This is a genomic window from Paenibacillus sp. 2003, assembly GCF_031455635.1.
Classification (GTDB): domain Bacteria; phylum Bacillota; class Bacilli; order Paenibacillales; family Paenibacillaceae; genus Paenibacillus; species Paenibacillus amylolyticus_B.
This window is the reverse complement of record NZ_JAVDTB010000003.1, coordinates 331,909-358,422: the sequence shown is the minus strand read 5'-3', so window position 1 is coordinate 358,422 and position 26,514 is coordinate 331,909. Positions and strand designations below refer to the sequence as shown.

Here is a 26,514-nt window from a genome sequence, read left to right as displayed (position 1 = left end):
ATATGAAGGGAATGTTGACGATGATGGTATCAGAGAAAACGTTGCATGAGGATATTATTGAAAAGGCTTGGACTGACGAGCACTTCAGACAACAATTGCATTCCAATCCGAAGCAGGCGCTTCGTGAAGCGTTCGGCATCGTAATTCCGGAGCACATTCAGGTACGTACTGTTGAGGAGCAGCAAAATGACTATGTGCTTGTCATACCTCCCAATCCTTCCAAAGTAAATTATGATGTGAATTGCGGACCTTGGAGAAGTTAATTCGGGTGAGCTAATCTTGTAGTGTAAGAAATCAGGGGTAGGAACAAAAAAAGCCGCTGTATCCTTCTGTGAGTTCGTCATTCGACGAACTCGGCAAAAGATACAACCGCTTCTGTTCCTACCCCTTTGGTGCTTGTAAAGCTGATCTGTCCTTGCATCGCTTCAACAATTCGGAATGTCACCATCATGCCCAGGCCTGTGCCTTTGATTTTATTGGAGAAATAAGGCTCGCCCAACCGGGAGAGTGCTTCCTCGTCCATCCCTTCTCCGTTATCCCTGACATGCACCTTAATCATTCCATCCTGCTTGTACGCCCAGATATCAATCTGGCCTTGTCCCTGCAAAGCTTCAATACTGTTCTTGATAATATTGATAAAAGCCTGCTTGAACTTCGAGGAATTACCTCGAATATATAGATCTGGCGGAATGTCGGTGGTGATTTTACCACCTTCCAGATTAGCCATCGGTACAAGAATGCCTTCAATATGATTGAATTCATCCGAGATATTGAGCGAGATAATATGGTCAAACTCAGGTTTTGCAAAGGTAAGAAAATCCGTTATGATGCCCGATGCCCGATCAAGTTCTTCCAGTGCAATTCGCACATACCCCTTATTTTTGTTGTCTTCCTGTTCCGTCATAAGTTGCAGGAACCCTCTTGTCACCTGAAGTGGATTACGAACTTCATGGGCAACGGAAGCGGCCAATTCACTAATAATCTCCATCTTTTCAGATCGCTGCAACTCATTGTTGAACAGCTCCAGTTCCTTGGAATATTCTAGAACTTTAGTATGTTTTTCGGCAAAACGACTTCCGAGAATGGCAATCAACGAGATCACAAATGCAACCATGGACCATTTCCACCATAACAGATGATACGTCCCACTCCGCTGATAATACCACAACAGTTCAGCCACACTGATCAAGGCAAATGTACCGAATCCCGTCGCAAGCAGCATAGCTTCCCGATTTCGTTGCAGCGCTTTGGCGATGGTACCAACCAACAGGATTGTCAGCAGAATGACCAGCACAATGCCAACCACACGTTGTACGAGCAGATTGTAGAGGATCTCCCATTGCCCACCTGAAGTAACATAGATAAATAGTGAGAACACAGCGATAACTGAATATATGAATAGTATTTTTCGCAGTTTGGTGAAGATTCCATGCAGTCCTGGCCCGATAATCTGTTCAAAAAAATAACATAGCGCTGGCATACCCAGCAGCATCGCCAGATCAAAAACTACAGAATACAGGTCACCATATACCTGATAGAACGTATACAAAAATTGCGAGTACGTGATGATCATCGTGCCGATGGAACCCATCACGATGCATAGCGAGATCCATAATCCCTTATGGAATTTGCCAAGGAAGAACGTACAACTCAGCATCGTAATCGCTGTGAAAACAAAGGTCGCGCCCAAAATCACATCAATAAGTCCGTTATGAATATATTTCTCCTGTAACGCGGCATAAGGTCCAACCTGAACAGTACCTTGTATCCCCAGACGGCCTTTTTCATTTTGTGACCATACATAGAGCGTGTCACCTGAATTTTCGCTGGATAAGGGCAGCAACACAGCATTATTATCATAATTGTAATGGTAGTTCTCGTAGACCTTGCGGTCTTCCAGATAAACAACAATATGATTACCTTTAATGTTCTCAAATCGAATGGCTGAACTTTCCTCACTCAACTCAGGAATGGTCAGGCGAGTCCATAAAGAATTCGATCGATCCGTATTGCTATACTCTAACTTATCGCTGTTCTGCTTTTCCCATATCTCGTCTGCTCCCTTAACCTCACTGATGAACCCTTGATCGTCAACGTTCCCCCATTTTACTTCCCATCCTGTAATGGATACAGGTTGCTGAACCGCTCCTGTAGTTGCAAAGACTATCCCATGTGGCATGCCTAGAATAATCAATACACTCATCCATAAGATGACGATAGCTTTGGGCACATTTTTCATTCACAGCACCTCAAAGTTCCAATTTTCCCTATCTTAGATTCTCTCATTTATCATTCGCCACCGTTTGTCACGTCACCTTCTTGAGATAAAATGAAATTTCACATTTAAGTCGATTTATAGTCTTATTTCCATTTTATTGTTAAAGTTATCCGATTAATCACGCAAGTCTTCGAACTGGTTCACTATCATTTCCCGTTCTTTCTGTTCAACTTGACTGCGAAATTCAAGCCACTGCTCTGTCTCCTCATCATCATAGATGGTCCATATGTCGGAAAAAAGGAAATCCCGTAACTGTACAACTTGCCCGGACCATATACCGCCTACCCAAAACAAACCATCCGGACGACGGATGACGGTACGGGAGAACCCGGGTGTGGACGCCTTTTGTCCGATACGGATGCGTGTGATCATATTGCCCAGTGTGAACCAGTCCACATGAAATTCCTCCCTTACATATTCAAGCTTCATCATAACATAGGCAAAACAGGAAAAGCTGTAAAAACGGTGGCTGCGATTCAATCCTTTGATCCGGGTGTAATGGTTTCTCAAAGCAAACAAACACGCTAAGGAGATGATTACAATGAATGAGCCACATCGTACGGTAGAGGTGGAACACAAGGATGTTCAACATAAATCGGATTCAAGTAAGGTCGCTTCCACATTTATTAAATATGCCGCATATATCATTATCTTTTTCGGATTCTTATACTTCTTGGTTAAATATGTATTCCCCAAATTCTAAGGCATTCATATCGTAGTGAACACCCGGAGATAATAACCTGTGCAAGATTACAACACTAGCGCTTTGGGTAACTACGGGGTAAGAAGTTTTGGACAACCGACAATGAAAGGAAGTGTTACTCATGTCTGACAAACCAATTAGTAACGAAGAGAGCGACCGCTATTATGACCGTTATCAGAGGTCCCGCGATATTCCCCCAGAGACGGAAGTCCCGGAAGGCGATATGGATACCTTTGATGAAGTTTCCGGCAGACGGATTGTAACGGAAGATACGGATCCGGCACCCGTAGCCGCAACTGCTGTGGACGAGCCGGAATTGGATTCACGTTTGGCTGAGACACCGCTGGAATCTGTACCGGATGCAGATCTTCTACAACCCAACAGTCCGGTTGATCCTGCTGCACCCGATCCGGATGCGCTGCATGGTACCGATCTGCTTAATGGTGCTGGTGCGGATGCCAAACCGGAGAACGACATTCCACCACGCCATTAACGGCTGTTATGACATCCTGAATTAGGAGGTGCATACACGATGAAGGAAGATCGCCAAAAGCATGTGCATGAACCGGATAATCTCGTGACCGAACGAGATATTGACCCGGACTTCGGACTGTTCACTGAGGACTCCTTCCCCGAAGCACTTGAGGATGAGGATCAACGTGATGCGGTCGAGCATGCCATTCCCAAAGAGAAGGCTTCTCGTAAGCCCTCTTCGGATGACTAACTTATATAGATCCGTAGTAGACTTAAAAAAGATGACGTCTGTAATTTCACAGCGTCATCTTTTTTGTTACCTGTAAGTTCACTTACTCTCAGTGATCCAGCATCATCGCTTAGCGGGAACCTTACTTGCCACGGGCAGTTTGTGATCCAACCCTGACCACTTCGCTACAATCGCAGTGATGATCAATGCCACTCCATTAATAATAAATATCCAGCGTATCGGCAGCCAGCCCCCAAGTACACCACCAATGATCGGCCCTGCCATCGTCCCAATCTGGGCAGCGGATTGATTCAGACTAAAGGCCCTGCCCCGGAAACTCGATGCGGTAGCCTGCACAATCATGGCGTTAATTGCCGGAAATACAGCCGCAAAGAATAACCCATACACAAATCGTAAAATGCCGAATGCTATATAACCTGTTGTAAAGAACTGTAGAAGATTCCCTACAGCCCCACCAACCAGTCCAATGATCAACACTTTACCGTATCCAATCCTTGAACCAATCTTGCCCCACCGCGGCGCCATAATAACGGTTGCTACCCCCACCGCTGAGAAAATAATACCCGAGCTGAGTGAGGCACGATCCGGCTGAACGCCCATCTCCATCACATATACCGTCAATAGTGGCTCCAGAATCATGACGGAGAATGTACATATACCCATCATGCCAAGCACCGTCATAAACAAACGATTCGCTCTCGCTTCACGAATGTCATCCATGACGTGGGAACGAGCTTTGTTCCGGTTGAAGTTCTCTTCTTTTACCCAGAAGGTTGCGATGATTGCTGAGACTAACACAACAATAGCCGAAAACAAAAATGCATTCCGGTTACCATAATAATGACTCACCACGCCACCAATTAACGGTCCGATAATACCACCAGTGGCTCCTGCAGTGGACATAATACCAAGGGCATAACCAGTCTTCTCTTCAGGTGTATTCGTACCTACCAGAGCAATCGCTGCCGGAACAAACCCTGCAAGCAGACCCTGAAACAATCGAACAACAATCAGCGAATACGGGTCCTGCACGAAATAATTGATTAAATACAAGACGGCAAGGCTGTATCCCGACCGGATCAGCATGGGCTTGCGTCCGTATTTATCAGCCAGGGATCCCCAGAACGGAGATACGAGTGCACTCGCGAGAAACGTAATGCCAAATGCCAGTCCTGACCATAACTCCAGGTGATCACGAACCCCCAAGTCAGTACTTAGAAACAGGGGCAGAAATGGAATCGAGATCGAATACGCGGTGCTACAAAAAAATACACCAATCCACAATATGACCAGATTGCGCTTCCACGAGAAGTTCATATACCCGCACGCCCTTTCCGTTTCTGACGCCGGGACTGCCGTGTATTGGAGCGGACGGAACAGACCCGTACGTCCCGATGCGGAAGCATTTTCCTTATTTTACACCCATCATTCCACGAAGGCCATCCCTTGTTCACCACAAACACATGTATTACATTGCCATCCTGTCCACAAAAACGGTATGATAGTTGGGTAAATATCCAAATATGATTTGGAGAAAATATATAATGCAGAGATGCAAGGAGGAACGTTTTCATGTCTTTACAGTGGAAAAAAAATACAGTGGTCTCGCTGGTAATCGCGATGCTGCTTATCGTCATTAGTGGTTGTGGACGCCCTTCGAGTGGCGCTACAGAAACACCAGCTCCAGTTGAACCAACGGGTCCCAATCCGGTAGCTACCATTGAAATGGCAGATGGACAGAAGATCGTCATTGAGCTGTATCCGGAAATTGCGCCCAATACGGTGAACAATTTTATTTCACTAGCGAATCAGGGTTTCTATGATGGCACAATCTTTCACCGTGTTATTCCAGGTTTCATGATTCAGGGCGGAGATCCAGACGGTAATGGTCGAGGTGGCCCTGGGTATGCCATTAAGGGTGAATTTACATCCAACGGTCACAAAAATCACCTGAATCATACCCGCGGAGTCATTTCTATGGCACGCGGAGATAATTTGGATTCGGCTGGTTCTCAGTTCTTCATCATGTTAGCTGACGCGGATCATTTGGATAACGCCTATGCTTCCTTCGGTAAAGTAACGGAGGGCATAGAAACTGTGGATAACATTGCAGCTCAGGAAATAGGTGAAGGTGACAAACCCGTTAAGGATCAAGTTATGAAAAAGGTTACGGTAGACACCCACGGTCTGGAATATCCAGAACCGGTAAAAATGCCTTAATTAACATCCTTGCCAAACGGATGATAATCCATGGTTATGACTTGTTAATGAACTCTAAACAAACAAAAGCTCTGTCCTGTGCGAATCTCGCAAGGCAGAGCTTCATTTATTGATTTTAATGATAGCGGTTACATATATGACTTTATAAAAAATGACCTCTTCCGGCATCATCCTCAATACATCCATCCCATCAAACGTAACCAGCCGATAATCGCAATCCATAACGGGCAGCTAAAGGCAACACCCCATGCAAGCCCTTTCAGTAAACCACGGTTTACTTCCACGAACAACGACTCCTTTCTCCAGGGAATAGTCGCAGTATCGGTAATAGTATATGATTTTATACCCGATTTCATTCGTCACGCAACCCTCATTTTCCTGCTTTTTGTTCCGCAGTTTCATGGAATGCATTACGGGAACCTGATATACTATGACTACTGTACGAGAAATGGAACCTGATTCATGTTTGGAAAGGAGATTTTCCTATGGCAAAATCCAAAAAACGCCCCCCTGCTCCCAAAGCAGTAGCACAGGATAAACCTACAACACTGAAAGATCTACTGAGCAGCGATGTGCTGGAGAAGCTGAAAGCTCAGGCGGTTGAAGCCAAGGCTGCTGAAGCGGCTCTTAAAGAGCAGGAGCGTCAACAGGCAGAAGAAGCTCGCCAAGCGGAGCAGAAACGCCGGGATAACGATTTCGAATATTTGCTCAATAACAGTGCAATGGACTGGAAGAAACATAAGTAAGTTTCGGACATGACTTGAATGAGTTTCCCACCATTCACATGCCAAAATAAGTTCACAGCAGACAGATCATGAAGCTGATCTGCTCACAGAACAGGGCCGCATTGCGGTCCTGTTCTTTTTGATATAGACACATATGATTCACCAGTCTTGAGCCGGGTATGTAAAAGTAGAGCGTACAACGATAATCTATACCATACGGAGGGATCAGAGATGACAGAACAACGTTTGGAAGGCAAAGTGGCGATTGTAACCGGAGGTGGATCGGGTATTGGTCAGGCTACCGCTATTCGTTTCGCCGAGCATGGAGCCAAAGTGTACATGCTGGATCGTACACCCGAAAATGCGGAGGAAACCAAGCAGACGATTGAAAAGGCTGGCGGAGAAGCGTATGTGATCGAATGTGATATCTCCAAACCGGATAATGTGCAGAAAGCGATCAATCAGGCTGCGGCTGAAGCGGGTAAACTGGATATCATATTTGCAAATGCCGGCATTAACGGAACGATGGCCCCGATCGAAACGATGGAAATCGAGGACTGGGACCAGACGATGGAGATCAATATGCGCGGAACCTTTGCAACCGTCAAATATGCCATCCCCCATCTGAAAGAACATGGCGGCAGCATCATTATTACCAGTTCCATCAACGGTAACCGGGTCTTCTCAGGGATCGGTTTCTCTGCATACGCTTCCAGCAAAGCCGGACAAACTGCGTTTACAAAGATGGCTGCACTCGAGCTGGCTCGTTATAAGATTCGTGTTAATGCCGTCTGCCCAGGTGCCATCGATACCAACATTGATGATAACACCTACCCGTCGGATGATCTGAAAGAAGTACAGATTCCTGTTGAATTCCCTGAGGGTCATGAACATCCGCTCAAGGGCGAACCTGGAACGTCGAAGCAAGTGGCGAACCTCGTTCTGTTCCTCGCTTCCGATGAAGCCTCTCATGTTACAGGTACACGAATCTATGTGGATGGTGCGGAATCTCTGCTCCGTGGATAAAATATAAATATAAGTTGCCCCCTTTCAGGGACAACGTCCAAACATCCCGTAAGCATCTGATCCGTTCAGATTACTGCGGGATATTTTATATATAGTGAAGAGCATTTCGCATAAATCCCGTGAGCGGTAGGATTAGAATTATGCAAAATGCTGAGAATTATAATACGGGCGGGCGCATGCAAGGATTACCGCTAAACTGCATTGCTTTTACCTTTTTTCACACGATGGTTCAACCAGTCTGGAATGGCAAAGAGCAAAACGTACATTAGCGAGAACAAGACTAGCGCAAGTATCTCTTCCCCAAGAATATACATGGGATACGGACCTAGCATATCAAGCACCGAGGGTGTACTTGGTTTATATCTTAGAAACATGTAATTCGCGTCAAGCATGACATCTACAACGTATACGATTAATGCCGCCACATTCACAAATATCATTGAACCTGCTACAGATCTCCAGCTAGGTCGCAGCTGTTCCACCCAGGTCATGTAGAGTAAAGCCAGAATGATACAGGCATGAGCAACGAAAAATTGAATGAATCGAAAATGTGCATAACCATAACCCAGATTAGGAGTAAGGATCGCCATAAGGGCTCCAGCAATGCCTGCAAACAGCAGTGCAGAATGCAATAGTCGACTGCGTGTCAGCAGTAACAATGCCGATAATAGCAGAGACAGACTGCATAGTTCGAGTGGCAGTGACGTCTGCAGGCTCCATATCCCTCCATACACATACCAGAGTTGCAGCACGATTTCGCAAGCAAACATGGTACAAGCCAGAACAATTCGCAGTATGCAGCGTGCCCTCTCTGACCATGATCGAAGATGGTGTCGAAGCAAAAACATCAGTACAATCAATGCTGTAATTACGCTAATTGAAACGATATGTGAAGTGGAGAACAGGATAAACGGCTCTGCATCATAAGGGTCCAGCCATGGTGGATACGCCATGCATCTCTTCTCTCCTTTACAAGGATCTCACCAACATTATCTCTCTTTAATGTTAACTTTTTCATTTTGCCATTGAATGAAATTACTGTCCAGTTGGAATTCTAAATAAGCATTGTAATTTAAATATCTTTATGTTAAGATAAATCCAGAACCAAAACAAACGAAAAGTTAGTAACTTTCTTAATCGAAATGATAAAAATACAGCACTCAACAAATGTTCAACTGAACATTTACACTATCCCACTTCATCTAGGAGGAATTATTATGCAAATCAAAGGACTTCACCACGTATCAGCTCTAACCGCACATGCCGATCAGAACTATCGTTTCTACACCAACATCATGGGTCTGCGCCTCATTAAAAAAACAGTCAACCAGGACGACGTGTCTGTTTACCATCTCTTCTATGGCGATGAGAAAGGCAATCCGGGTACCGAACTTACCTTCTTCGAGATTCCGATGGCCGGACAGACTCGTGAAGGTGTGAACAGCATATCTGGAACGTCACTGCGCGTTCCAAGTGATGCGGCACTAACGTACTGGCAGCAGCGTTTTGACGAATTCGAAGTCCCACATGGAGAAATTGTTGAACGGGGTGGTCGTGCGACGCTCTCATTCACAGACTTTGAAGGACAACGTCTGATTCTGGTCTCGGATGAAAACAACACAGGTGTCGCTGGTGGCAAACCATGGGATCAGAGCCCTGTGCCTGCCGAGTATGGCATTATAGGTCTTGGCCCTATCCATCTTACGGTAAAAGATGCTTCCCTTACCTCTTCGGTCCTTACCGAACTGCTCGGTTTCAGAGCTAAAGGAAGTTACCCTGCCTTTACTCCAGGTCAACCTGATGTACTCGTTTTTGAATCCGGTGAAGGTGGCAGCGGCTCCGAGGTGCATGTTGAGGAGCGGAATGACCTTGCTCAAGAGCGTCCTGGACGTGGCAGCGTACACCATGTTGCGTTCCGTGTGGATAACGAAGAAGAACTGAAACAATGGGTGGAACGGGTTCGTAACTTCCAATTCCCTAACTCCGGTTTTGTAGATCGCTTCTACTTCCGCTCCCTGTACTTCCGTGAAGCAAACGGTATTCTGTTCGAACTTGCAACCGATGGTCCGGGATTTGATACAGACGAAGAATTGGAGCATCTGGGTGAATCGCTTGCTTTGCCACCATTCCTTGAAGGTCGCCGCGCCGAGATTGAAGCTAATCTCAAACCGCTGGATACCGTCATTCGTTAATCTCGCTTGAAGCTATGCAATCCGGCTTGAATCGAAATAAAAACGATGATTATCATGCGTCTTGGATTCCTATCCAGACATTGCACAGATGATCATCGTTTTTTATTTTGCCATCAGCGTAACTCGCGTTAAACCCTTATCATTTTTATTTGGTTAGATACGATGTAGTCAACGGAACAAATAGCGATGAACCCGGATCTTCTGAAACAATCTCAACAAAAACAGCTTCAGTACCCGATACATCCACATCCAGGCTAACCAATCCGTTGCCCGGCGATATGCTCAGCTTTTTGAGAACCGTATTGTCCTGGTTGATGACCTGTATCTCCTGATTACCTGTAAGAGCAGCCAATTCAAGATGCAAGGAAGAATACTTTTTACTCGTCATAATCTGGAAGTCATCACCTTGCTTCACGGAATCCGTATGCAGATATACATCTTTGTAATCCTTGCCTTTGTAAGTTGTCTCGGCAGGATCTTTGGTATGCCATGCGGTAGATCCCAACACCGTTGTTCCCAGTGTACTTAGTGTTACTTTATCGTTGGTTACTGGCCCGGTTTCATTTTTCCCACCAATCAGGACGGATGAAGTTGCACTGTCATAAGTGATCTCTGTCCCAAGCAAGGATCCCACAGCACGCACAGGCAAATAAGTCGTTCCGTTGTAAGTGATAGGCAACACTGTTTTACCATTGGCATCTTTGGCTGTCACTGTAGCACCATCCATTTTTAGCGTAATCTTGCTGTTCAGATAGGCTTTAATCTGTTCCAGTCCTGTTGCTGCGAGTGCACCTGTTCCGATCCCAAGCGTTAATGTGCCTACCATCAAACCCAGTACAACCTTCTTCTTCATCAAAATCCCTCCTGAATGTTAAAATGATTTTTCCTTTATACATTTAAACGACTAAAGTGATAATGTCAATTGTTTACTGCATTTTTAGTACCCTGTGCCCATTTCCGGGCAGCACAAAACGAGGCTGTATGTCCCGATTTTTTTCAGCCTCGCCCTGTTTCCCACTGTCTGCAAACGCAGATAAGGAGGTATTCTGTTCAGATGCTCACTACATTTCACATTCGAGAACTTCCAAATTCCCGCTGCACTACGATATCAACATGACGCCATTAATCAAAAGTTTCATAATATTCTTCTTCATACACTTCCATGCTGTACTTCAAATCTACGGCCTTCCACTCGCCATCTTGATACTCATAAGTGAATGTCAGATCACCGGCATATAGTGCCGCTCCGTAAGATCCTGCTGCTGATACGACAAGCTGGCCATCTTCTACACTGTAATAGGTAACTCCACCGAATCCCAACTCTTCGTTATATACGCCGCCACTCGTATCTTCCTCGATCCGTAAAGGTTCTGCTTGAACGCCATCAACGGCGACATCAACATCCACGCGGTCTGAACTAACCGTAACTTTCGACTTCACATGCTGTTTCGCAATCTCATCCAGAGATTGCATCTTCATTTCTTCCAGCGTTACCGGATTAATAATATGTGCTTGTCCCAAATAAATACCTGTTCCATGACCTTCCGTGTACAGAACAATAATTTCTTTCTGGCCGTCTCCATTCAGATCCAGCTCGTGCACTTCGGGTTTGTAAGACCCACCTTCTCCCTGCCAATCACTAAATTCTTGTATCTTGCCGTCCACTTCCAAAATCATTCCGTTGTATATATATCCTGAACCCTCGACTTTCATAGGGTATAATCTGACGTTCTCATTCTCTGGAGCTACCGAAACATATTCCTCTTTCACGGGGATGGATTCCTGTGTTGTCTTCGCTGTGTCATGCAGTTTATCTATATTGGAAGCCTCGACCACTGCGGTCTGGCTGGATTGATCATCTATATTAAGCTGTTTTTGCGATTCATTCATGGTTCTGGCAGCCGAAGTTGTACTAATCGTAGCTACCGCCAAAATAATCATCAGCAGGATACCTGTCCAAGTTTTCAATATACTGGGCTCCTTTATCTGTTGTGATAATCCTATTATATCTTCATTTATCGCCTGCAAGTTGCGAATTTGTTAATCTTTCATAAAATAATCTTTACAAATTTCCGTTTTCACGAAAGAACGTTCGGCTTTAACCAGAATAAGCAAATTATCATGCCAAAACTGTTCTCAAAAAAAACAAAAAAAATCCCGAACACAGCTTAAGGCTGCATTCGGAATGCTTTGGTTTTGTCCAATAACCGATCGGTTAATTGTCTCAGTTCTTCAGCCGAGGATGAAATCTCCTCCATGATGGCTGTCTCTTCGTGTGCGGCATCCATAATTCGTCTCGCCTCATCCGAGAACGATCCGGCTTTCCCCTGGATCTTCTTCACATGACCGTGCGTTTGCTCCACGCGACCAGTCTGTTCTGCAATCTTGGAACCGATATCATGCGCACCCTTCATAAATACTTCCACTGTTCCTGTCAGTTCATGCAACGTCTGATCCACAGAGATGGTCCGCTCCGATTCATTAACCACGAGACCATGCTGCTCATGAGACAGTTGGGCTGTCTCCCTGATCCGCTGCTGTACACGACTAATCAGCTCATTAATACGATGTACCGATTCCTTACTTTCGTCTGCCAGCTTGCGGATCTGCTGCGCCACGACTGCAAAACCAGAACCTTCTTCACCAGCTCGAGCAGCCTCAATGGAAGCATTCAGGGCAAGTAACCCTGTTTCCTCAGCAATGTTTTTGACAGAATGGGTAATTACCTCGATATCGGAGGCTTCCTTCTCCAGCAACAGCATAATGTCGCGGGAACGATTGTGCGACTCGGCCAGCTCGTCCATTCCTTTCATCAACGATGAGAAAGTCTGTTTTGTATGATCCACCGATCGTTCCATCTGACCGGACATCTCTGTCATGTCCATGGACTGGCTATGCATACGCTGGAAATCGTTCAGCATCTCATCCGCAGTGATCAGAGATTGATGGGAAGTGACCTTCTGCTCTTCTACGCCTACCGCAATATGATCCACCGCATCCGACATCATCTCGATCTGTTCAGCGGCTTGGGTAATCGCTTCACTCAGAGACTGTGCGTTCTGTGAAGTCGTTCTTGTACTGTCTGCAATATCATTTACAATGCTTCGAAGGTTAGAAACCATTGCGCGAAAAGCATCATATAATACTGTAAGTTCATCCTGCGTGCGTCGCTGTGGAATTTCGGTTGTCAGATCGCCCGCTGAAACCTGCTGTGCAGCCCGGGACAGGTGAACGATTGGACGAGTCAGCCAGCGTGAGGCAAACCATCCCAAAATCCCGTTCCAGCAAACTCCCATGATCAGGATAATCGATATGTATACCCAATTCGGAATATCTAATGTAATCCAGTCTTTGACAAAAAATATAAAAAAGCCGCTAGTTCCGTAGGTAATAATCGAAATCAGTACCAGACCTGCGACAGTCTTTGCTCCTAAAGTCCATTTCATGTGCACACCCCGTAGTCCTTTTTTCCTATTTTACCAATCAAGTACCAAATTTCATGTGATATACATCACTGAAAACGTTCTATTCCTCCCATACTTGCCGTTCATGCATGACTTCTCTACCATAAAGCGCATAATGTATAAGACAAGCTTGGACACTCCTCCCTTTCTTGAAAATTGAATAATATTCCATTTAATATCCCTAATTTTATTTATTATCGGCACAAGAGGCCAAATGATTTAGATTGGCATCCATTTTGCTTAAATGATATACTGAGTGCGCTTCAGCAATGCTGAAGCCGAACTATTTTTATTGATGCCACTGGAGGCGAACGAGATGTCTACTATGTCCACACGGACGGAGAAAGATTTTATCGGTGAAAAAGAAATCCCGGCTTATGCTTATTACGGAATTCAGACGGTACGGGCCGTGGAAAACTTCCCGATTACCGGCGTTCCGGTACACCGGGAGCTGATCACGGCTCTGGCTGCGGTGAAGAAGGCAGCAGCGATTACCAACATGGAGTTGAAGATGCTGCCAAGCAAGATTGGCGAGGTGATCGTCATGGCGGCTGAAGAAATGATGAAAGGCCATCATCTGGATCATTTTATTGTAGACTCCATTCAGGGCGGTGCAGGCACCTCCATGAATATGAATATGAACGAAATTTTGGCCAACCGCGGGCTGGAACTGTTAACTAAAAGCAAGGGAGACTACTTCCATTGCAATCCCAATAATCATGTAAACATGTCCCAGTCCACCAATGACGTGGTACCTACAGCACTGCGTATTGCGGCGTACCAACTGTCGGAAACGTTACTCGCTACCATGAAAAGACTGCAGGAGGCGTTCCATAAAAAAGAAGTGGAATTCAACGATGTGGTTAAGGTTGGCCGTACCCATCTTCAGGATGCCGTGCCTATTCGCCTTGGACAAGAATTCGGCGCTTATGCCCGCGTCATCGGACGGGATATCGAGCGTCTTGAATTCGCCAATCGCCGCCTGCTTACCATTAACATGGGTGCAACTGCGGTAGGTACTGGACTTAATGCCAAACCCGAATATATCGTCAAGGTTACAGAGCACCTGTCAGCTGTTACCGGACTTCCACTACAAACAGCTGAGGATCTCGTGGATGCAACGCAGAACACAGATGCCTATCTGGAACTTTCAGCGGCGCTGAAGGTATGTGCGGTCAGCCTGTCCAAAATCTGTAATGATATTCGCATGATGGCTTCAGGTCCGCGTGCAGGATTCAATGAATTGCTCTTGCCACCGCGTCAGCCAGGTTCGTCCATTATGCCGGGCAAAGTCAACCCGGTTATGGCGGAAGTCATTAACCAGGTATCCTTCCAGGTGATGGGGAACGACCATACGATCTGTATGGCGTGTGAAGCCGGTCAATTCGAGCTGAATGTCATGGGCCCAGTTATTGCGTTCAACTTGCTGCAATCCCTGAAAATTATGAATAACGGTATCGATGTTTTCACACGTTATGCAGTGGAAGAGATGGAAGCTAACCGTGAACGCTGCGAATTAATCATGAAGCAAAGTTTCAGTGTGGTTACGGCGTTGAACCCGCACTTAGGTTATAATGTGGCAGCCTCCATCGTGAAGGAAGCGCTCAAGACTGGACTTTCCTTACAGGAGATTATCCTGGAACGCGGACTGCTGACACCGGAAGAACTGGAAGAAATTCTTCATCCGGAACAGATGACTACACCAGGAATTGCCGGAGAACACTTCCTGCGTAATATGGAACGTTTGTAGGTAATCAGGAAAACTGGTGCAGCAGCAACCCAAACACGAATGATTAACAAGAACCCCCGCAGACCGTTTATACGGTTTGCGGGGGTTCTTGTATTCTGAGATGATAAGACGCCAGCTATTTGATTAAGCCCATCGTTTACGCTCAAGGGAAGGCAGAATCTGAAGTTCCTCCCTGTACTTGGCAACCGTTCTGCGGGAGATAACAATCCCCTCCTCGGCGAGCAGTGTAGCCAAATGACTATCGGAGTATGGACGCTGAGTCTGTTCCATGCGAATGATTTCTTTTAATCTGCGTTTCACCGCTGATGCTGATGTTTTATTCCCTGACGTTGTACTGATTCCAGAGTCAAAAAAAGCCCTAAGTTCATACACACCATGTGGGGTCTCAATGTATTTACCGTTCACCGCACGACTTACCGTTGATTCATGCATGCCAATCTTCTCTGCAATAACAGCCAGATTAAGTGGTTTTAGCGCGGATGGGCCTTTGACCAAAAATTGCTTTTGCTCTTCCATCACTGCCGCCAGCACATGCACTAAAGTCCTGCGCCGCAGGTGTACACTCCGAATGATAGCCCTTGCCTCTGCCACGCATGTAGACCAAATTGCGTTCGGAGCCTCTTCCCTGATCCAGCGGAAGCACGCTTCATTCATTGATACACGAGGGTTACCTGCTGCATGCAGACTATAATGGACCTCACCGTTACGCAACCCGACAACGGCATCCGGAATAATGTAATGTGGCCGTTCTGTACATCCGATGGATCGACAGGGCTTGGGGTCCAGACGTGTAATATAGTCATAGGCAGTCTGAGCTTCCCGTGAAGTCATACCTAATCGACTTCCTGTTCTACCTGGGTGAAAAGGAACCAGTGCTTCCAATCCGGCTTCCACCATCCGCTCCGCATTCAGCGTTGCTGATGGATCACGTCTAATCTGGAGCAACAGACATTCTTGCAGATTCCGCGCCCCTACACCAGCAGGGTCCAGCGATTGGAGAAGCTCCAGTCCCGCTGCAATCTTGCTCATCGGTTGCTCAAGCGCTGCTTGCACCTCTGCCAGTTCAACGGTGAGATAACCATCATCATTGACGCATCCTGCCAAATATACTGCCACATTCTCCAATTCGTCCGGAAGTGTCATCACTCGAATTTGCGCAATCAGCAATTGTTCCAGTGTAGACTCGGCACCTCTGACCTGAAGCAGCGGATCGTAGGAATCATGCCTGCGCTGATCCAATCGCCGTGGCACCCTGGCGAGAGGCGCAGCTTGTTCTTCCAGTTCAAGAACTGGATTTTCCTCCGCCGCGTCAAGCAAGTAACGAGTCAGATCCTGGCCAGACATGGTCAGCAAATGAAAGGATTGTTTCATCTCCGGCGTGATGGACAGCCGAATACGTTGTTCCTGCACCAACTGAACACCTAACATCCGTTCCCCTCCTTATGCGTTGCAGGGATAATAGCATACTATTCAAGCGAATGTAAGAAGTTTTTCGTCTAACCATGAGTTTCTGTCTAGTATTTCTCCGATACCAGCTTTGCCTGTGTAAACAACAGCAGATAGTCTCTTCCACCTGCCTTGGAATCCGTGCCTGACATGTTAAATCCGCCAAATGGATGTGTGCCCACCAGTGCTCCGGTACATTTCCGGTTGAAATACAGATTACCCGCAAAGTATTCGCGTCTTGCCTGTTCCAGATGTTCACGATTACGTGAGATCACCGCGCCGGTCAGACCATAGTCTGTATTATTGGCGATATCCAGTGCGTCCTGGAAAGATTCTGCTTTGATGAACGCAAGCACAGGTCCAAAAATTTCATCCTGAGCAATCCGGGCTTTCGGGTCCACATCGGCAATTATGGTTGGTTCAATGAAATAACCTTCGACATTCCCGGTACCGCCACCGTGCACAAGACGCCCCTCACCCTTGCCGATTTCAATATATTCCGTGATCTTTGCATATGCCTTGTTATCGATAACCGGCCCAACCTGACTACCAACCTCAAGAGGACTACCCATCGTCAGTTTCTGTGTCCGTTCAATCACTTTTTGCAATACTTCATCATATACATCCTTATGAATAATGGCACGGGAACACGCCGAACATTTTTGTCCTGAGAAACCAAATGCCGAAGCGGTAATGGACTCTGCCGCGAGTTCCAGATCACTGTCACTGTCAACTACGATGGAATCCTTGCCGCCCATCTCTGCAATAACCCGTTTAATCCACTTCTGACCTGGAGCTGTACGTGCTGCACGTTCATTAATTCGCAGTCCTACATCTCTGGAACCGGTGAAACTGATAAACCGGGTGAGCGCATGATCCACGAGATAATCGCCCACTTCACTGCCTGATCCTGGTAAAAAGTTCACGACGCCATCCGGCAGACCAACTTCTGCGAGCAGCTCCATAAACTTCGCGGCAATCACCGGAGTTGTGCTGGCGGGCTTTAACACCACGGTGTTGCCGGATACCAGTGCAGCAGAGGTCATGCCTGCCATAATCGCCAGCGGGAAGTTCCAAGGTGGAATGACAACGCCCACGCCCAGCGGTATATAACTCAGTTCATTATCTTCCCCTGCAATCCGTACGAGGGGCTGCGGTTCACTCAGTCGCTGCATTTCCCGTGCATAGAATTCCATAAAATCAATGGCTTCCGCTGTATCCGCATCGGCTTCAGGCCAGGTCTTGCCGGCTTCATAAACCATCCATGCGGAGAATTCATGCTTGCGACGGCGCATAATGGCAGCTGCTTTGTATAGATAACGAGCCCGTTCATTCGGGTCAATATGTTTCCATGTGTGGAATGTCTCCGCCGCTTTCTGAATGGCCTTTTCGGCCAATTCCTGATCTGCCTGATGGATCGTTCCGACAACTTGATTCTTGGCCGCTGGGTTCACGGACGTTAACGTGCGGCTGCTTGTTATTTTTTGCCCACCAATAATAATCGGGTATTCCTGCCCAAGTTCAGCTTCTACCTGACGAAGTGCGTCTTCAAATGCTTCCTGGTTCGCCTGGACCGCAAAAGGTGTGAATGGTTCGTTAACAAAAGGGATATTCATCAATGATTCCTCCTTCAGGATGTGGGGTTCGCTGGCTGCTCGCCTGAATTATTTTGCATGTTACTCATCACCAAATATATGTAGCAAAATCCGTGCCAACTCCGGTTGGGATTGAAATATTTTTCTCGTTAAATTCAACTACTGAAAATTCACACGGGCCACTCCGTTGACAGAATAACCTTCCGATCGCTGTTATCCCCAGATTTTTTTGCTCCTTTTTATAGAGGGAAAATCCGGGGATAAAGGCGAGCGCTCCACTTCTTCAGGTTCTTTCTGTCCTCTCCGTTTTGTGTAAATGTTTAGTTCAATTTAAATAGATAATTTTCATGAAAAATAGTAGACCATCGCTAAATCTGGCACGCTTCTTGCTTCTAATTAGGAATAAAAAGCATGATTTAACCGAGCCTGAATCGAATGATGCACAATGCTGAAGGAGGAAACGAAAATGAGTGTAGGAACGGAAATATATCGCAAAACCTTATTAACCGTGGCAGGCAACAAAGCTGTAGAGAACCTGTCAATTAGATATGGTAAGAAGCTGGCAGGCAAGTTTATCGCAGGAAACACCTTGGAAGAAGCTCTCAAAGAGATCCACATACTCAATAATAAAGGCATTATGGCTACGCTCGATCATCTAGGCGAAGGTATCACACGTCTGAGCGAAGCGGCATTATACAGGGATGAGTATGTACGACTGGTAGAAGGCATTGCACGTGAAGGGGCAGACTCCAACGTCTCACTGAAACCAACCCAGATGGGCCTCGCACTCGACCCGGAAGAGGGTTATCGAAATATCCGTACCGTTGCCGCACAAGCCAAATTGCATGACTTATTTGTCCGAATTGATATGGAGGATAGTCCATTTACTCAAGCAACGCTGGATATTGTTCGAAGACTGCACTCGGAAGGACTGCACAATACGGGCACAGTCTTGCAAGCCTATCTGCATCGCACCGAAGAAGATACGCGTGATATGATTCGGGAAGGCATCCGGCTTCGTCTGGTTAAAGGTGCTTACAAAGAACCTGGATCAGTCGCCTATCAGAATACTTCTGAAGTCATTCATCAATTCAAAACGATGATTCGTAATCACCTCGATCAGGGTGTGTACACTGCGGTTGCCTCGCATGATGATCACATCATTAACTGGACGAAACAATACGCCAAAGATCGGGGAATCTCGCCGGATGCCTTTGAATTCCAGATGTTATATGGTCTGCGCATGAGCGAACAGGAACGTCTCGCCAAAGAAGGCTATCGCATTCGTTGTTACGTACCTTATGGCACCATGTGGTATCCGTACTATACCCGTCGTTTAGCCGAAAAACCGGCTAATCTCTGGATGGTCGTTAAAAATATGTTTAGATAAAACTTCGATTGAACTTATCATATTTTGTTTGTAAGTACTTCCCCCACCCAGAAAGGTTTTCCCTATAACCATGCTGTCCTGTTATTTTGGAAAGCATGGTTATTTGAGCGATAAAACTGAATTCTCAATCTTTAACACGTTGTCAATTCATTCATATGTCTAAAAAATAAGAAATCCCAAATTGAAATGTCCAATATAATAGACACACCAGTACCTCTTCTTACAGTTAAATCACACCACTTCCCTCGTCTATCCGGTCTATCTGCTCCATTTCGCAAAAATATATACGTCAATTTTTATAACATGATATTCACTCAGAGGCCTTGGATTCTAGCTAAAATCAACACTCATCTTCTTTTCAATCCAATGTAATCGCATACAATTAAAAGTGGATTTTTATTTATCGAGTCCAACATCCCAACCTGCACACCCGATGTCAAAAAATATATACACAACTACACCAGAACGTTATAATATACATAATTTCACATTATTCATTTTGCCTAAGTATATGCTGTAACCGAGGTGATTCTGATGAGACATTTATTACCTGAGCTGAAAGCTTTGTTACGAACCGATATGTGTATTCTAGATGAAGCCCTGTATGACGAACACCCACTTCAGTCTATACCTTCAGAACTCCATATAGGTACGGACAGACCTGTCTTTATGCGCTGTAATACAGAATACGCCTGGTTGTACAGCCAACCCAATAGAACAGTACCATACGGCCGTCTTCCTGTGCCTGTCGTCTCTGCTTCGATCGAACTTGCGGAAGTGATCCCCTTATTTGCTACGAGCCCTCTTCTATTAATAAAGAATGATCAGGGCGAATATGAGGGATATATCTCCGTATCCGATGTTTTGCATGCCATGATGCATGCGCATCGCCTGATAGAAGCTTATTTTGAGACCACACTGGAGACAGCGGGTTCAGCTCTGACATTAATTAATGAAGATGCCAAGGTAGCCTACTGGACAACTGGCGCGGAGCATGTTTTTTCGATCAGCAAAAAAGAAATCATTGGACAACCCGCAGCGGACTTTTTCCCTCCAGATCGGCTACAGTCTCTCAAGACGTTGTATACCGGCGAAACGGTCTATCGCAAACAGCATCAGCCACGGCCCGACCTCTTCGCCCTGATTAATGCTCGTCCGGTCCAACTGGATGGACATATTGTGGGTGCAGTTGCTGCCGAAGTGGATATAACAACCGAAATCCGATTACATCAGGAACTATTACATATGACCTCCAAAGTCCAGCACCTGGAGAAAGCCGTTGCTCGGCTACGGCCCGAATTAGATCCATTCGCCAGAATCAAGGGCAGCAGCACGGTCATTAAGCAGTGTCTGGAGACCATTCGTAAGATCAGCACCACCTCAGCAACCGTACTTATCCTCGGAGAGAGCGGCACTGGCAAGGAGTTATTCGCCAAAGCCATTCATGATCTTCGTGAATTGCAGACTGCACCGTTCATCGCTATTAACTGCGGGGCAATTCCCGCTTCATTGTTTGAAAGTGAATTATTCGGCTATGAGAAAGGCGCGTTCTCCGGAGCGGATCCCAAAGGAAAAAAGGGCAAGATTGAGCTTGCCGAAGGGGGTACTCTTTTTCTGGATGAGATCGGTGAGATGCCATTGGAATTGCAAGTGAAGCTGCTTCGGGTGTTGCAGGAGAAGAGTTACTTTCCTGTGGGGGGAACACGAATGAAACAGGCCGACTGCCGGATTATCGCTGCGACCAACCAGAATCTACAGCGTATGATTGCCCGCAATCAATTCCGGGAAGATCTCTACTATCGACTGAATGTCATTAACCTTGTCATCCCTCCTCTGCGTATGCGCAAGGAAGATATGTATGAATTAACCCAGACGTTCCTTCAAGAATTCTCATTGCTCTATAACCGTCATATTGAGTTGGTTCCACCTGAAGTGTTCAAGTTGCTGTTCCAATATGATTGGCCAGGCAATGTACGTGAATTACGAAATGTGATCGAGCGCCTGACCATTCTGACGACTGATGGTGAGGTGAAGCAGGAATATCTGCCTGATACCCTCACTTCCCTCACCATGCAAGAACAGTCCGAAGTTCAACTGACATCTGGATTTCATTCACATGCCAACAACGAAAATCAGAAACCTCAGGATTCGGCGGGAGCAGAATCAGAACAAGAACCTCGAACGGTTGCAAATGTGGACGAATTAGATATCTCGGATGATTCCGAACTTGTCTCCGGTGTTACCTACCAGCAAAAATTGGACACCCATGAGGCCCAACTTCTAATTCAATATCTGAAAGCAGCAGGTGGCAACAAACGAATACTCGCCAAGCAACTTGGCATCTCAAGGGCAACGCTCTATAATCGCATGAAGAGGCTTGGTCTATGACCAGCCTCTTCTTGTCGTTATTATCGGTATGATGAACGAATAGAACCCTACAAAATCCGCGCCAAGCGAGTCAGCGCTGTTCTGAGATGGCGATAAAATGTCGCCCGACTCATGGAACACGTCTGGGCTGCGGCAGTTGGATTGCCAGCATGCGTCCAGTAGGCCGCGTATAACAGCATCTGATCCTGTGGAGACAGGCCATGCACTCTGCCTTCCAACAGATCCATGACATACAGCTGTAACTGGATTCCATCCTTTACCCCTTTAATTCTGCCAGCATATTCATGCAATTCTCCCGGAGAACGAAGGTATCCCAACATCTTGCGAACATCCTGTTCAGTCCAGACTCCTCCACCCGCTTCCGTTGTTTCCGGCTGTATACGATTCACCGTTGATTCCGGATCAAGCAGAGACATGACCCACTCTCCGAATTGCCCACTACGCAGATCCAAATCAAGTATGTCCGCTCGGTCCTCAAAACGGTCACAGACACGGGTGCGGGTTCCCCGCATCTGGAATCCAATACTTTGCAAGAATAATTTCAGGTGAGGATTCGTTGCAACCAGTATCGCTCTCGCACCATCGCCCAACAGGGACAGACGGTCCAATGCCATGTATCCCACCAGTTCTTCTCGTGTGTAACCAGGCACATCATCTCTTGCCGCAGCCAGTAATGCAAAGTGCGTATCACTCTGATCCGGATCACTCTCAAGCTCCTGTGGTGTGAAGCATTCATGTATCTCATTCGGAAAATATTTCAGGAGCAGCTCCCTGCTATCCCTATGTACAAGTACTGTGATAAACATGGCGATTGTCTCCCCGAGCTTGTCACGCATCAATACAATCCCTTCGGGATAACGTTGTGCAAGTTCATCCAGGAAGGGACCATAGGATAACGCCTGTCTTGGTTCCACGCTGTATTCGCACCATTGCTGTAACAGGCTGTGCAGAACGGGCAGATCCTCGCTTCTCATCGTTTCGAGAGGTGAGAACAAGGAATCACGGGACACATCCGCGTACTTGCGGTATTGAAGCATGGATTCCTGACAGAGCAACAGCATCTTCCGGGCGATCTGGCGACGCTCATGAGGCCCTGCCTGTTCATGCAGCGGTTTTAGCAACTTCGCGATTTTGATACGCATTGCCTGCAACCGATGAGGCTCACGTTGCCGAAAATCTCGCAGCAGATGCACCCTGGCCATGTCATGCAGGGCAAGACCATCCGGGCCGGAACGGATAAACGACATCTGTCTCAGTATGTGGTACTCTTCTGTCGTCACGGTCATATCCAGTACAGATGATAACAACTCCTGATTGGCTGTCTCAAGCAGTGTTAGCACCTCCACCATGGGATGTAAACGGGGAATTGTAAGTTCCAATAATAATCGGGCGCTGATCATATGCGACAGTTCAGCCCATTCAGACTGCGGAAGATTCCGCCTCTGATCCGCAGCCTCCACCGCAAGAGCCAGACCTAGCGGGTGTCCATCGGTCATTCTCGCAATGCTGCCTGCCACGCCCTGATTCAGAGAGCCTGCTACCGTGATATACTCCGTAACCTCATCAACTGTAAAATGTTGTAGCTTCATCTGTACAAATCGCTGATGCAATCGGGGATGTGTCCGCCAGGCAGAGGCCAGTTCCGGGCGTGAGGCAAGAATGACAAGTATCCCTCTTAACGGAAGTTTGGATACGAAGGCTTCCATGAACCAACTTTCAAGTAGTGCGAGTTCTTCATAGTTATCCACTGCCAAGACTACTCGCTTATCGATTGACGTGTCTTTCAGCAGACTCAGTGGTCGAGTGTACCCTTCACTATCCAGTGTTTCCAGCCCCAATGTCGAGGACAAATAATCCATAAAAACGGAAGGTGTTGCCCCGCAGGATCGGCCATCCATCCAGATTGCTGTCGCACCTCGATTCCGAGATACGGATATCATCTCTGAGAGCAGGGAAGATTTGCCGATGCCTCCCATGCCTGTAATTGAAAATATGGTCAATGGGGCTTCCGGATGATTGAACCAACGCTCCAGTATCGTTAGTTCCTTGGCTCGACCGACGAAACGTGTCCCATCCTCAACATATTTGTCGTATTGTGCCTCATTACTGTTTCCCATATATGTCCTCCGTACTAGATACTGGTACTTTTAATATACAATATATCCTCTCCAAAAATGAGACTATATTGAGACGCACAATTGCATGTGAAGTGATAGAATCTTGTTAAAAGCCAATTTATTGGAAATATTCAAAACAGCGGACATGGGAACAAGGTATACATATACACTCCGCGCTATTTCTTAACATAATGGATCATTCCGCCGATCAAGCACACCCAACATGTACATGAGCATTTACCGATCTCGAATTCATGCTTCCCTTTCAAACCTACTACCAGCCCGATATTCCAAGAAAGGCGGATTTGTGTGAGAATAAACCTCGATATCTGTAATCTGAGCGGACAACTCGGAATCAATCCAAAACGACTTAATGAGTGGCTCCACCAAAGTGGAATTTCAACGACAGTCAATGAAGTAGAACCGGAAGGACGCCCCGACCGTTCATCACCCCCTTATCGGCTTGCTGCCCCTTCTTCATTATCACTGGCACCTTCCTCTGGTCAAACGAAGCTTTATCGGGGCCGACGCTCCACTTCCACTCTGCAACGCCTGCCTGCTTCATTACGACATACCCGGCGAATTAGTAAAAACTGCTAGACTGTGCTCAAGGTAGTGTAAGATCGATGCACAGTCTGTCTTGCATCCCTTTCACCTCATCAAGAGGATTGCCACTGTCCATTCTCAATCATCGCGTGCGCAAGCAGCGCCATCTCCAGACAGATTCTTCTCCCTTGATCCATGTAACCTGGACCCATCAGTTCTTCCAGCTTCTCCAGTCTGTTGTACAACGTTTGCCGATGAATAAATAACTGGGCGGCCGCATCCCGCTTGGAACCAAAGTTCTGCAGGTAAACATCTAACGTCTCTACCAATCGCAGGTGATGCGTTTGGTCATATTCAATCAACATACCCAGGTGATCCTGGACAAAGGGTTGCAGGAAGGATTGGGGCAATGCCTTTAACATTTGATATATACCCATACGTTCGTAAAAGTGAACATGTTCCATCGGATCTACCGATCTTGAAACTTCGATCACCTGATAGGCCTCCTGAAGGCTCTCCGGCAGGCTGATCAAACGGTTGCGTAACTTGCCAAATCCCACATGAATCATAACCTGCTTCAAGTTACGACTGGCAAACCGTTTCACGTCCTGGGCAATCCCTTCCAGTAATCGCAGCAGTTGATGACGTGCAGCAGCCGTTACCGCTTCCTTCGCACAGCACAGATATACCTGGTTGTTCTTTAGCATAATCAGGCTAGGCAGATTGTTCTTCTTGAGCAGGGAACGCAGCAGGACAAGAACATCCTGATGATTCGCTTCCATTCGCTCCCGGCCTGTACCCTTCAATCGATGCTCAATCTCGATGACCCCTCCTGCAAACCAGTACTGTCCCTTCACCAGCAAACGAAGCCCCATTCGAGTCTGAGCCTGTTCCTCCTGATGGATGTTGCCATTCATCAGATCCTGGATCAGTTCATTCTGATTGCGGACCATCTTCTCCTCAAGAAACTGGGAACGAAGCGTGAGCGCTGCCGCCGCCTTCGCCGTATAATCGAGCAACAGCTTGAGATATTCCACTGGAGCCGCAGGATGCACAATCATGCCTACAGCAGAAAAAACCTGACCGAAACAGACGACCGGATGACATAACAGAGCCTTCTCTTCGTTCATGTGGAACCATAATTCGGTATCTGAATCATTCAAATCCAGATGTTCTACCTCCTGCTCATACCAGGTATAGATGGCCTGTTCCATCTCCGGAACAAGTTCGGGCACAAAACTGCCCGGCTCCATGGACGAAATGTACACCACCGGTTTTGCAGCGTACTCATACAACAGGTTCAGCACAGCAGACATATCCGTACTCTGTAATGTTCGTTGCTGAAGCTGACGAGAGTATGCTTCGAGACTTTTCAGCAGTTGATGTTGATGATTAATGAGCAGAGAGTGAATATCCTGTGTAATCTCGACAAAACGGACCGGTTGCTCAAATACGATCAGCGGAAACTGGTGTCTGTCCGCCAGTTCAATCAGTTCTTCCGGGATCCCGTATATGCTGGTACCAAACTCCACACATAACCCCGCTGCCTCACTGCCAATGAGCTGGAGCAGATACTCTTCACGCCCTTCTTCCGATTGAAGCCACAGTCCAGTGGATAAAATAAGATCATGGGGGCTTACGAATGGGGATACATTCGTAATCTCCAATACATGAACCCAGCCAACCTGACGGTTCACTCCATCCTTCCCTGCCGCTAGTCGTGCTCGGCCAAATACCGGACGTGCAAGGATATCTTTGATCGTAAACACACGGTCATTTCGCAATGGCGATCCCTCTTCGTGTTATTTTTTCTTACATTATAATCCATGGACAAATGTCCTGAACAGTCTTTTTCGACAATATGTTGAGTTCATTTCCTAAAGATTAGACATCAAGTAAGGTGCAAAACGATTATTCAAGTCATAAACTTGTAGTATAAGCTAACAACCA

At 46.5% G+C, this 26,514-nt stretch carries 23 protein-coding genes; 12 read left to right on the top strand and 11 right to left on the bottom strand.

All coding sequences use genetic code 11. The features are described 5' to 3' along the window. Positions 1-20: 20 nt before the first annotated feature. Positions 21-263, top strand: a complete 243-nt coding sequence (locus J2X75_RS17060) for an NHLP leader peptide family RiPP precursor (protein WP_091015589.1) — start codon at positions 21-23, stop codon at positions 261-263. A gap of 77 nt (positions 264-340) precedes the next feature. On the opposite strand, the gene J2X75_RS17055 is transcribed toward J2X75_RS17060, so the two are convergent. Both J2X75_RS17055 and J2X75_RS17050 read right to left on the bottom strand, forming a co-directional pair. Beyond that, positions 341-2,239, bottom strand: coding sequence for a HAMP domain-containing sensor histidine kinase (locus J2X75_RS17055; RefSeq protein WP_310338106.1), 1,899 nt, complete (start codon positions 2,237-2,239; stop codon positions 341-343). 153 nt (positions 2,240-2,392) lie between these two features. Continuing rightward, entirely contained in the window at positions 2,393-2,674 is a 282-nt protein-coding gene (locus tag J2X75_RS17050; RefSeq protein ID WP_017690238.1) for a hypothetical protein, read from the bottom strand. A 145-nt stretch (positions 2,675-2,819) separates the two neighbouring features. On the opposite strand from J2X75_RS17050, the gene J2X75_RS17045 reads away from it, so the two are divergent. The 3 genes from J2X75_RS17045 (at position 2,820) to J2X75_RS17035 (ending at position 3,705) form a co-directional block, all read left to right on the top strand. Next, entirely contained in the window at positions 2,820-2,981 is a 162-nt protein-coding gene (locus tag J2X75_RS17045) for a hypothetical protein (RefSeq protein WP_167483752.1), read from the top strand. Positions 2,982-3,102: 121 nt separating this feature from the next. Further along, on the top strand, positions 3,103-3,474 hold the full coding sequence (locus J2X75_RS17040; RefSeq protein ID WP_307539250.1) for a hypothetical protein: 372 nt from the start codon (positions 3,103-3,105) through the stop codon (positions 3,472-3,474). 39 nt (positions 3,475-3,513) lie between these two features. Next, positions 3,514-3,705, top strand: a complete 192-nt coding sequence (locus J2X75_RS17035) for a hypothetical protein (RefSeq protein WP_036611535.1) — start codon at positions 3,514-3,516, stop codon at positions 3,703-3,705. 102 nt (positions 3,706-3,807) lie between these two features. Here the strand turns inward: J2X75_RS17035 and J2X75_RS17030 are convergent, their stop codons facing one another. Further along, the gene (locus J2X75_RS17030) at positions 3,808-5,022 is read right to left on the bottom strand and encodes an MFS transporter (protein WP_307539252.1); all 1,215 of its coding nucleotides are present in this window, start codon (positions 5,020-5,022) and stop codon (positions 3,808-3,810) included. A 255-nt stretch (positions 5,023-5,277) separates the two neighbouring features. Between J2X75_RS17030 and J2X75_RS17025 the strand changes: the two genes are divergently transcribed. The 3 genes from J2X75_RS17025 (at position 5,278) to J2X75_RS17015 (ending at position 7,676) form a co-directional block, all read left to right on the top strand. After that, positions 5,278-5,925, top strand: coding sequence for a peptidylprolyl isomerase (locus tag J2X75_RS17025; protein ID WP_124117140.1), 648 nt, complete (start codon positions 5,278-5,280; stop codon positions 5,923-5,925). 485 nt (positions 5,926-6,410) lie between these two features. Continuing rightward, the gene (locus tag J2X75_RS17020) at positions 6,411-6,671 is read left to right on the top strand and encodes a YqkE family protein (RefSeq protein WP_310338098.1); all 261 of its coding nucleotides are present in this window, start codon (positions 6,411-6,413) and stop codon (positions 6,669-6,671) included. Between the two features lie 210 nt (positions 6,672-6,881). Beyond that, positions 6,882-7,676 carry an SDR family oxidoreductase gene (locus J2X75_RS17015; RefSeq protein ID WP_036612094.1) on the top strand — a complete coding sequence of 265 codons (795 nt, stop codon included), beginning with the start codon at positions 6,882-6,884 and terminating at the stop codon, positions 7,674-7,676. A 191-nt stretch (positions 7,677-7,867) separates the two neighbouring features. Here J2X75_RS17015 and J2X75_RS17010 read toward each other — a convergent pair whose 3' ends face one another. Beyond that, positions 7,868-8,629, bottom strand: coding sequence for a YwaF family protein (locus tag J2X75_RS17010; protein WP_310338096.1), 762 nt, complete (start codon positions 8,627-8,629; stop codon positions 7,868-7,870). Between the two features lie 264 nt (positions 8,630-8,893). Here J2X75_RS17010 and J2X75_RS17005 point away from each other — a divergent pair, with 264 nt between their 5' ends. Next, positions 8,894-9,868, top strand: a complete 975-nt coding sequence (locus J2X75_RS17005; protein ID WP_310338094.1) for a ring-cleaving dioxygenase — start codon at positions 8,894-8,896, stop codon at positions 9,866-9,868. A gap of 145 nt (positions 9,869-10,013) precedes the next feature. Here the strand turns inward: J2X75_RS17005 and J2X75_RS17000 are convergent, their stop codons facing one another. The 3 genes from J2X75_RS17000 to J2X75_RS16990 form a co-directional block, all read right to left on the bottom strand. Then, positions 10,014-10,721 (bottom strand): stalk domain-containing protein, encoded by a 708-nt coding sequence (locus J2X75_RS17000; protein WP_310338092.1) that lies wholly within the window; start codon positions 10,719-10,721, stop codon positions 10,014-10,016. 269 nt (positions 10,722-10,990) lie between these two features. Further along, positions 10,991-11,836, bottom strand: coding sequence for a hypothetical protein (locus J2X75_RS16995; protein ID WP_310338090.1), 846 nt, complete (start codon positions 11,834-11,836; stop codon positions 10,991-10,993). A gap of 200 nt (positions 11,837-12,036) precedes the next feature. Further along, positions 12,037-13,314: a methyl-accepting chemotaxis protein gene (locus J2X75_RS16990; protein WP_221819020.1), complete on the bottom strand. Its 1,278-nt coding sequence runs from the start codon at positions 13,312-13,314 to the stop codon at positions 12,037-12,039. A 334-nt stretch (positions 13,315-13,648) separates the two neighbouring features. On the opposite strand from J2X75_RS16990, the gene J2X75_RS16985 reads away from it, so the two are divergent. Further along, the gene (locus J2X75_RS16985) at positions 13,649-15,082 is read left to right on the top strand and encodes an aspartate ammonia-lyase (RefSeq protein WP_124117146.1); all 1,434 of its coding nucleotides are present in this window, start codon (positions 13,649-13,651) and stop codon (positions 15,080-15,082) included. A 123-nt stretch (positions 15,083-15,205) separates the two neighbouring features. Here J2X75_RS16985 and rpoN read toward each other — a convergent pair whose 3' ends face one another. Both rpoN and pruA read right to left on the bottom strand, forming a co-directional pair. After that, entirely contained in the window at positions 15,206-16,510 is a 1,305-nt protein-coding gene (rpoN, locus tag J2X75_RS16980; RefSeq protein ID WP_310338088.1) for an RNA polymerase factor sigma-54, read from the bottom strand. Between the two features lie 86 nt (positions 16,511-16,596). Continuing rightward, on the bottom strand, positions 16,597-18,144 hold the full coding sequence (pruA, locus tag J2X75_RS16975) for an L-glutamate gamma-semialdehyde dehydrogenase (protein WP_310338086.1): 1,548 nt from the start codon (positions 18,142-18,144) through the stop codon (positions 16,597-16,599). A gap of 445 nt (positions 18,145-18,589) precedes the next feature. Between pruA and J2X75_RS16970 the strand changes: the two genes are divergently transcribed. Beyond that, complete coding sequence (locus J2X75_RS16970; RefSeq protein ID WP_310338084.1) at positions 18,590-19,513, top strand: proline dehydrogenase family protein; 924 nt, start codon at positions 18,590-18,592, stop codon at positions 19,511-19,513. Between the two features lie 534 nt (positions 19,514-20,047). Further along, complete coding sequence (locus J2X75_RS16965; protein WP_310338082.1) at positions 20,048-21,901, top strand: sigma-54 interaction domain-containing protein; 1,854 nt, start codon at positions 20,048-20,050, stop codon at positions 21,899-21,901. A 47-nt stretch (positions 21,902-21,948) separates the two neighbouring features. Here the strand turns inward: J2X75_RS16965 and J2X75_RS16960 are convergent, their stop codons facing one another. Further along, complete coding sequence (locus J2X75_RS16960; protein WP_310338080.1) at positions 21,949-24,018, bottom strand: nSTAND1 domain-containing NTPase; 2,070 nt, start codon at positions 24,016-24,018, stop codon at positions 21,949-21,951. Positions 24,019-24,327: 309 nt separating this feature from the next. Between J2X75_RS16960 and J2X75_RS16955 the strand changes: the two genes are divergently transcribed. Then, the gene (locus tag J2X75_RS16955; protein ID WP_310338078.1) at positions 24,328-24,618 is read left to right on the top strand and encodes a hypothetical protein; all 291 of its coding nucleotides are present in this window, start codon (positions 24,328-24,330) and stop codon (positions 24,616-24,618) included. A 59-nt stretch (positions 24,619-24,677) separates the two neighbouring features. Here J2X75_RS16955 and J2X75_RS16950 read toward each other — a convergent pair whose 3' ends face one another. Next, a complete protein-coding gene (locus J2X75_RS16950) occupies positions 24,678-26,348 on the bottom strand; it encodes a PucR family transcriptional regulator (protein ID WP_310338077.1) in 1,671 nt (556 codons plus the stop codon). Positions 26,349-26,514: the final 166 nt, after the last annotated feature.

Coding starts and splice junctions, on each gene's coding strand:
- J2X75_RS17060 (WP_091015589.1), top strand. CDS start 21: ATGATGGTATCAGAGAAAACGTTGCATGAGGATATTATTGAAAAGGCT.
- J2X75_RS17055 (WP_310338106.1), bottom strand. CDS start 2,239: ATGAAAAATGTGCCCAAAGCTATCGTCATCTTATGGATGAGTGTATTG.
- J2X75_RS17045 (WP_167483752.1), top strand. CDS start 2,820: ATGAATGAGCCACATCGTACGGTAGAGGTGGAACACAAGGATGTTCAA.
- J2X75_RS17040 (WP_307539250.1), top strand. CDS start 3,103: ATGTCTGACAAACCAATTAGTAACGAAGAGAGCGACCGCTATTATGAC.
- J2X75_RS17035 (WP_036611535.1), top strand. CDS start 3,514: ATGAAGGAAGATCGCCAAAAGCATGTGCATGAACCGGATAATCTCGTG.
- J2X75_RS17030 (WP_307539252.1), bottom strand. CDS start 5,022: ATGAACTTCTCGTGGAAGCGCAATCTGGTCATATTGTGGATTGGTGTA.
- J2X75_RS17025 (WP_124117140.1), top strand. CDS start 5,278: ATGTCTTTACAGTGGAAAAAAAATACAGTGGTCTCGCTGGTAATCGCG.
- J2X75_RS17020 (WP_310338098.1), top strand. CDS start 6,411: ATGGCAAAATCCAAAAAACGCCCCCCTGCTCCCAAAGCAGTAGCACAG.
- J2X75_RS17015 (WP_036612094.1), top strand. CDS start 6,882: ATGACAGAACAACGTTTGGAAGGCAAAGTGGCGATTGTAACCGGAGGT.
- J2X75_RS17010 (WP_310338096.1), bottom strand. CDS start 8,629: ATGGCGTATCCACCATGGCTGGACCCTTATGATGCAGAGCCGTTTATC.
- J2X75_RS17005 (WP_310338094.1), top strand. CDS start 8,894: ATGCAAATCAAAGGACTTCACCACGTATCAGCTCTAACCGCACATGCC.
- J2X75_RS17000 (WP_310338092.1), bottom strand. CDS start 10,721: ATGAAGAAGAAGGTTGTACTGGGTTTGATGGTAGGCACATTAACGCTT.
- J2X75_RS16990 (WP_221819020.1), bottom strand. CDS start 13,314: ATGAAATGGACTTTAGGAGCAAAGACTGTCGCAGGTCTGGTACTGATT.
- J2X75_RS16985 (WP_124117146.1), top strand. CDS start 13,649: ATGTCTACTATGTCCACACGGACGGAGAAAGATTTTATCGGTGAAAAA.
- rpoN (WP_310338088.1), bottom strand. CDS start 16,510: ATGTTAGGTGTTCAGTTGGTGCAGGAACAACGTATTCGGCTGTCCATC.
- pruA (WP_310338086.1), bottom strand. CDS start 18,144: ATGAATATCCCTTTTGTTAACGAACCATTCACACCTTTTGCGGTCCAG.
- J2X75_RS16970 (WP_310338084.1), top strand. CDS start 18,590: ATGAGTGTAGGAACGGAAATATATCGCAAAACCTTATTAACCGTGGCA.
- J2X75_RS16965 (WP_310338082.1), top strand. CDS start 20,048: ATGAGACATTTATTACCTGAGCTGAAAGCTTTGTTACGAACCGATATG.
- J2X75_RS16960 (WP_310338080.1), bottom strand. CDS start 24,018: ATGGGAAACAGTAATGAGGCACAATACGACAAATATGTTGAGGATGGG.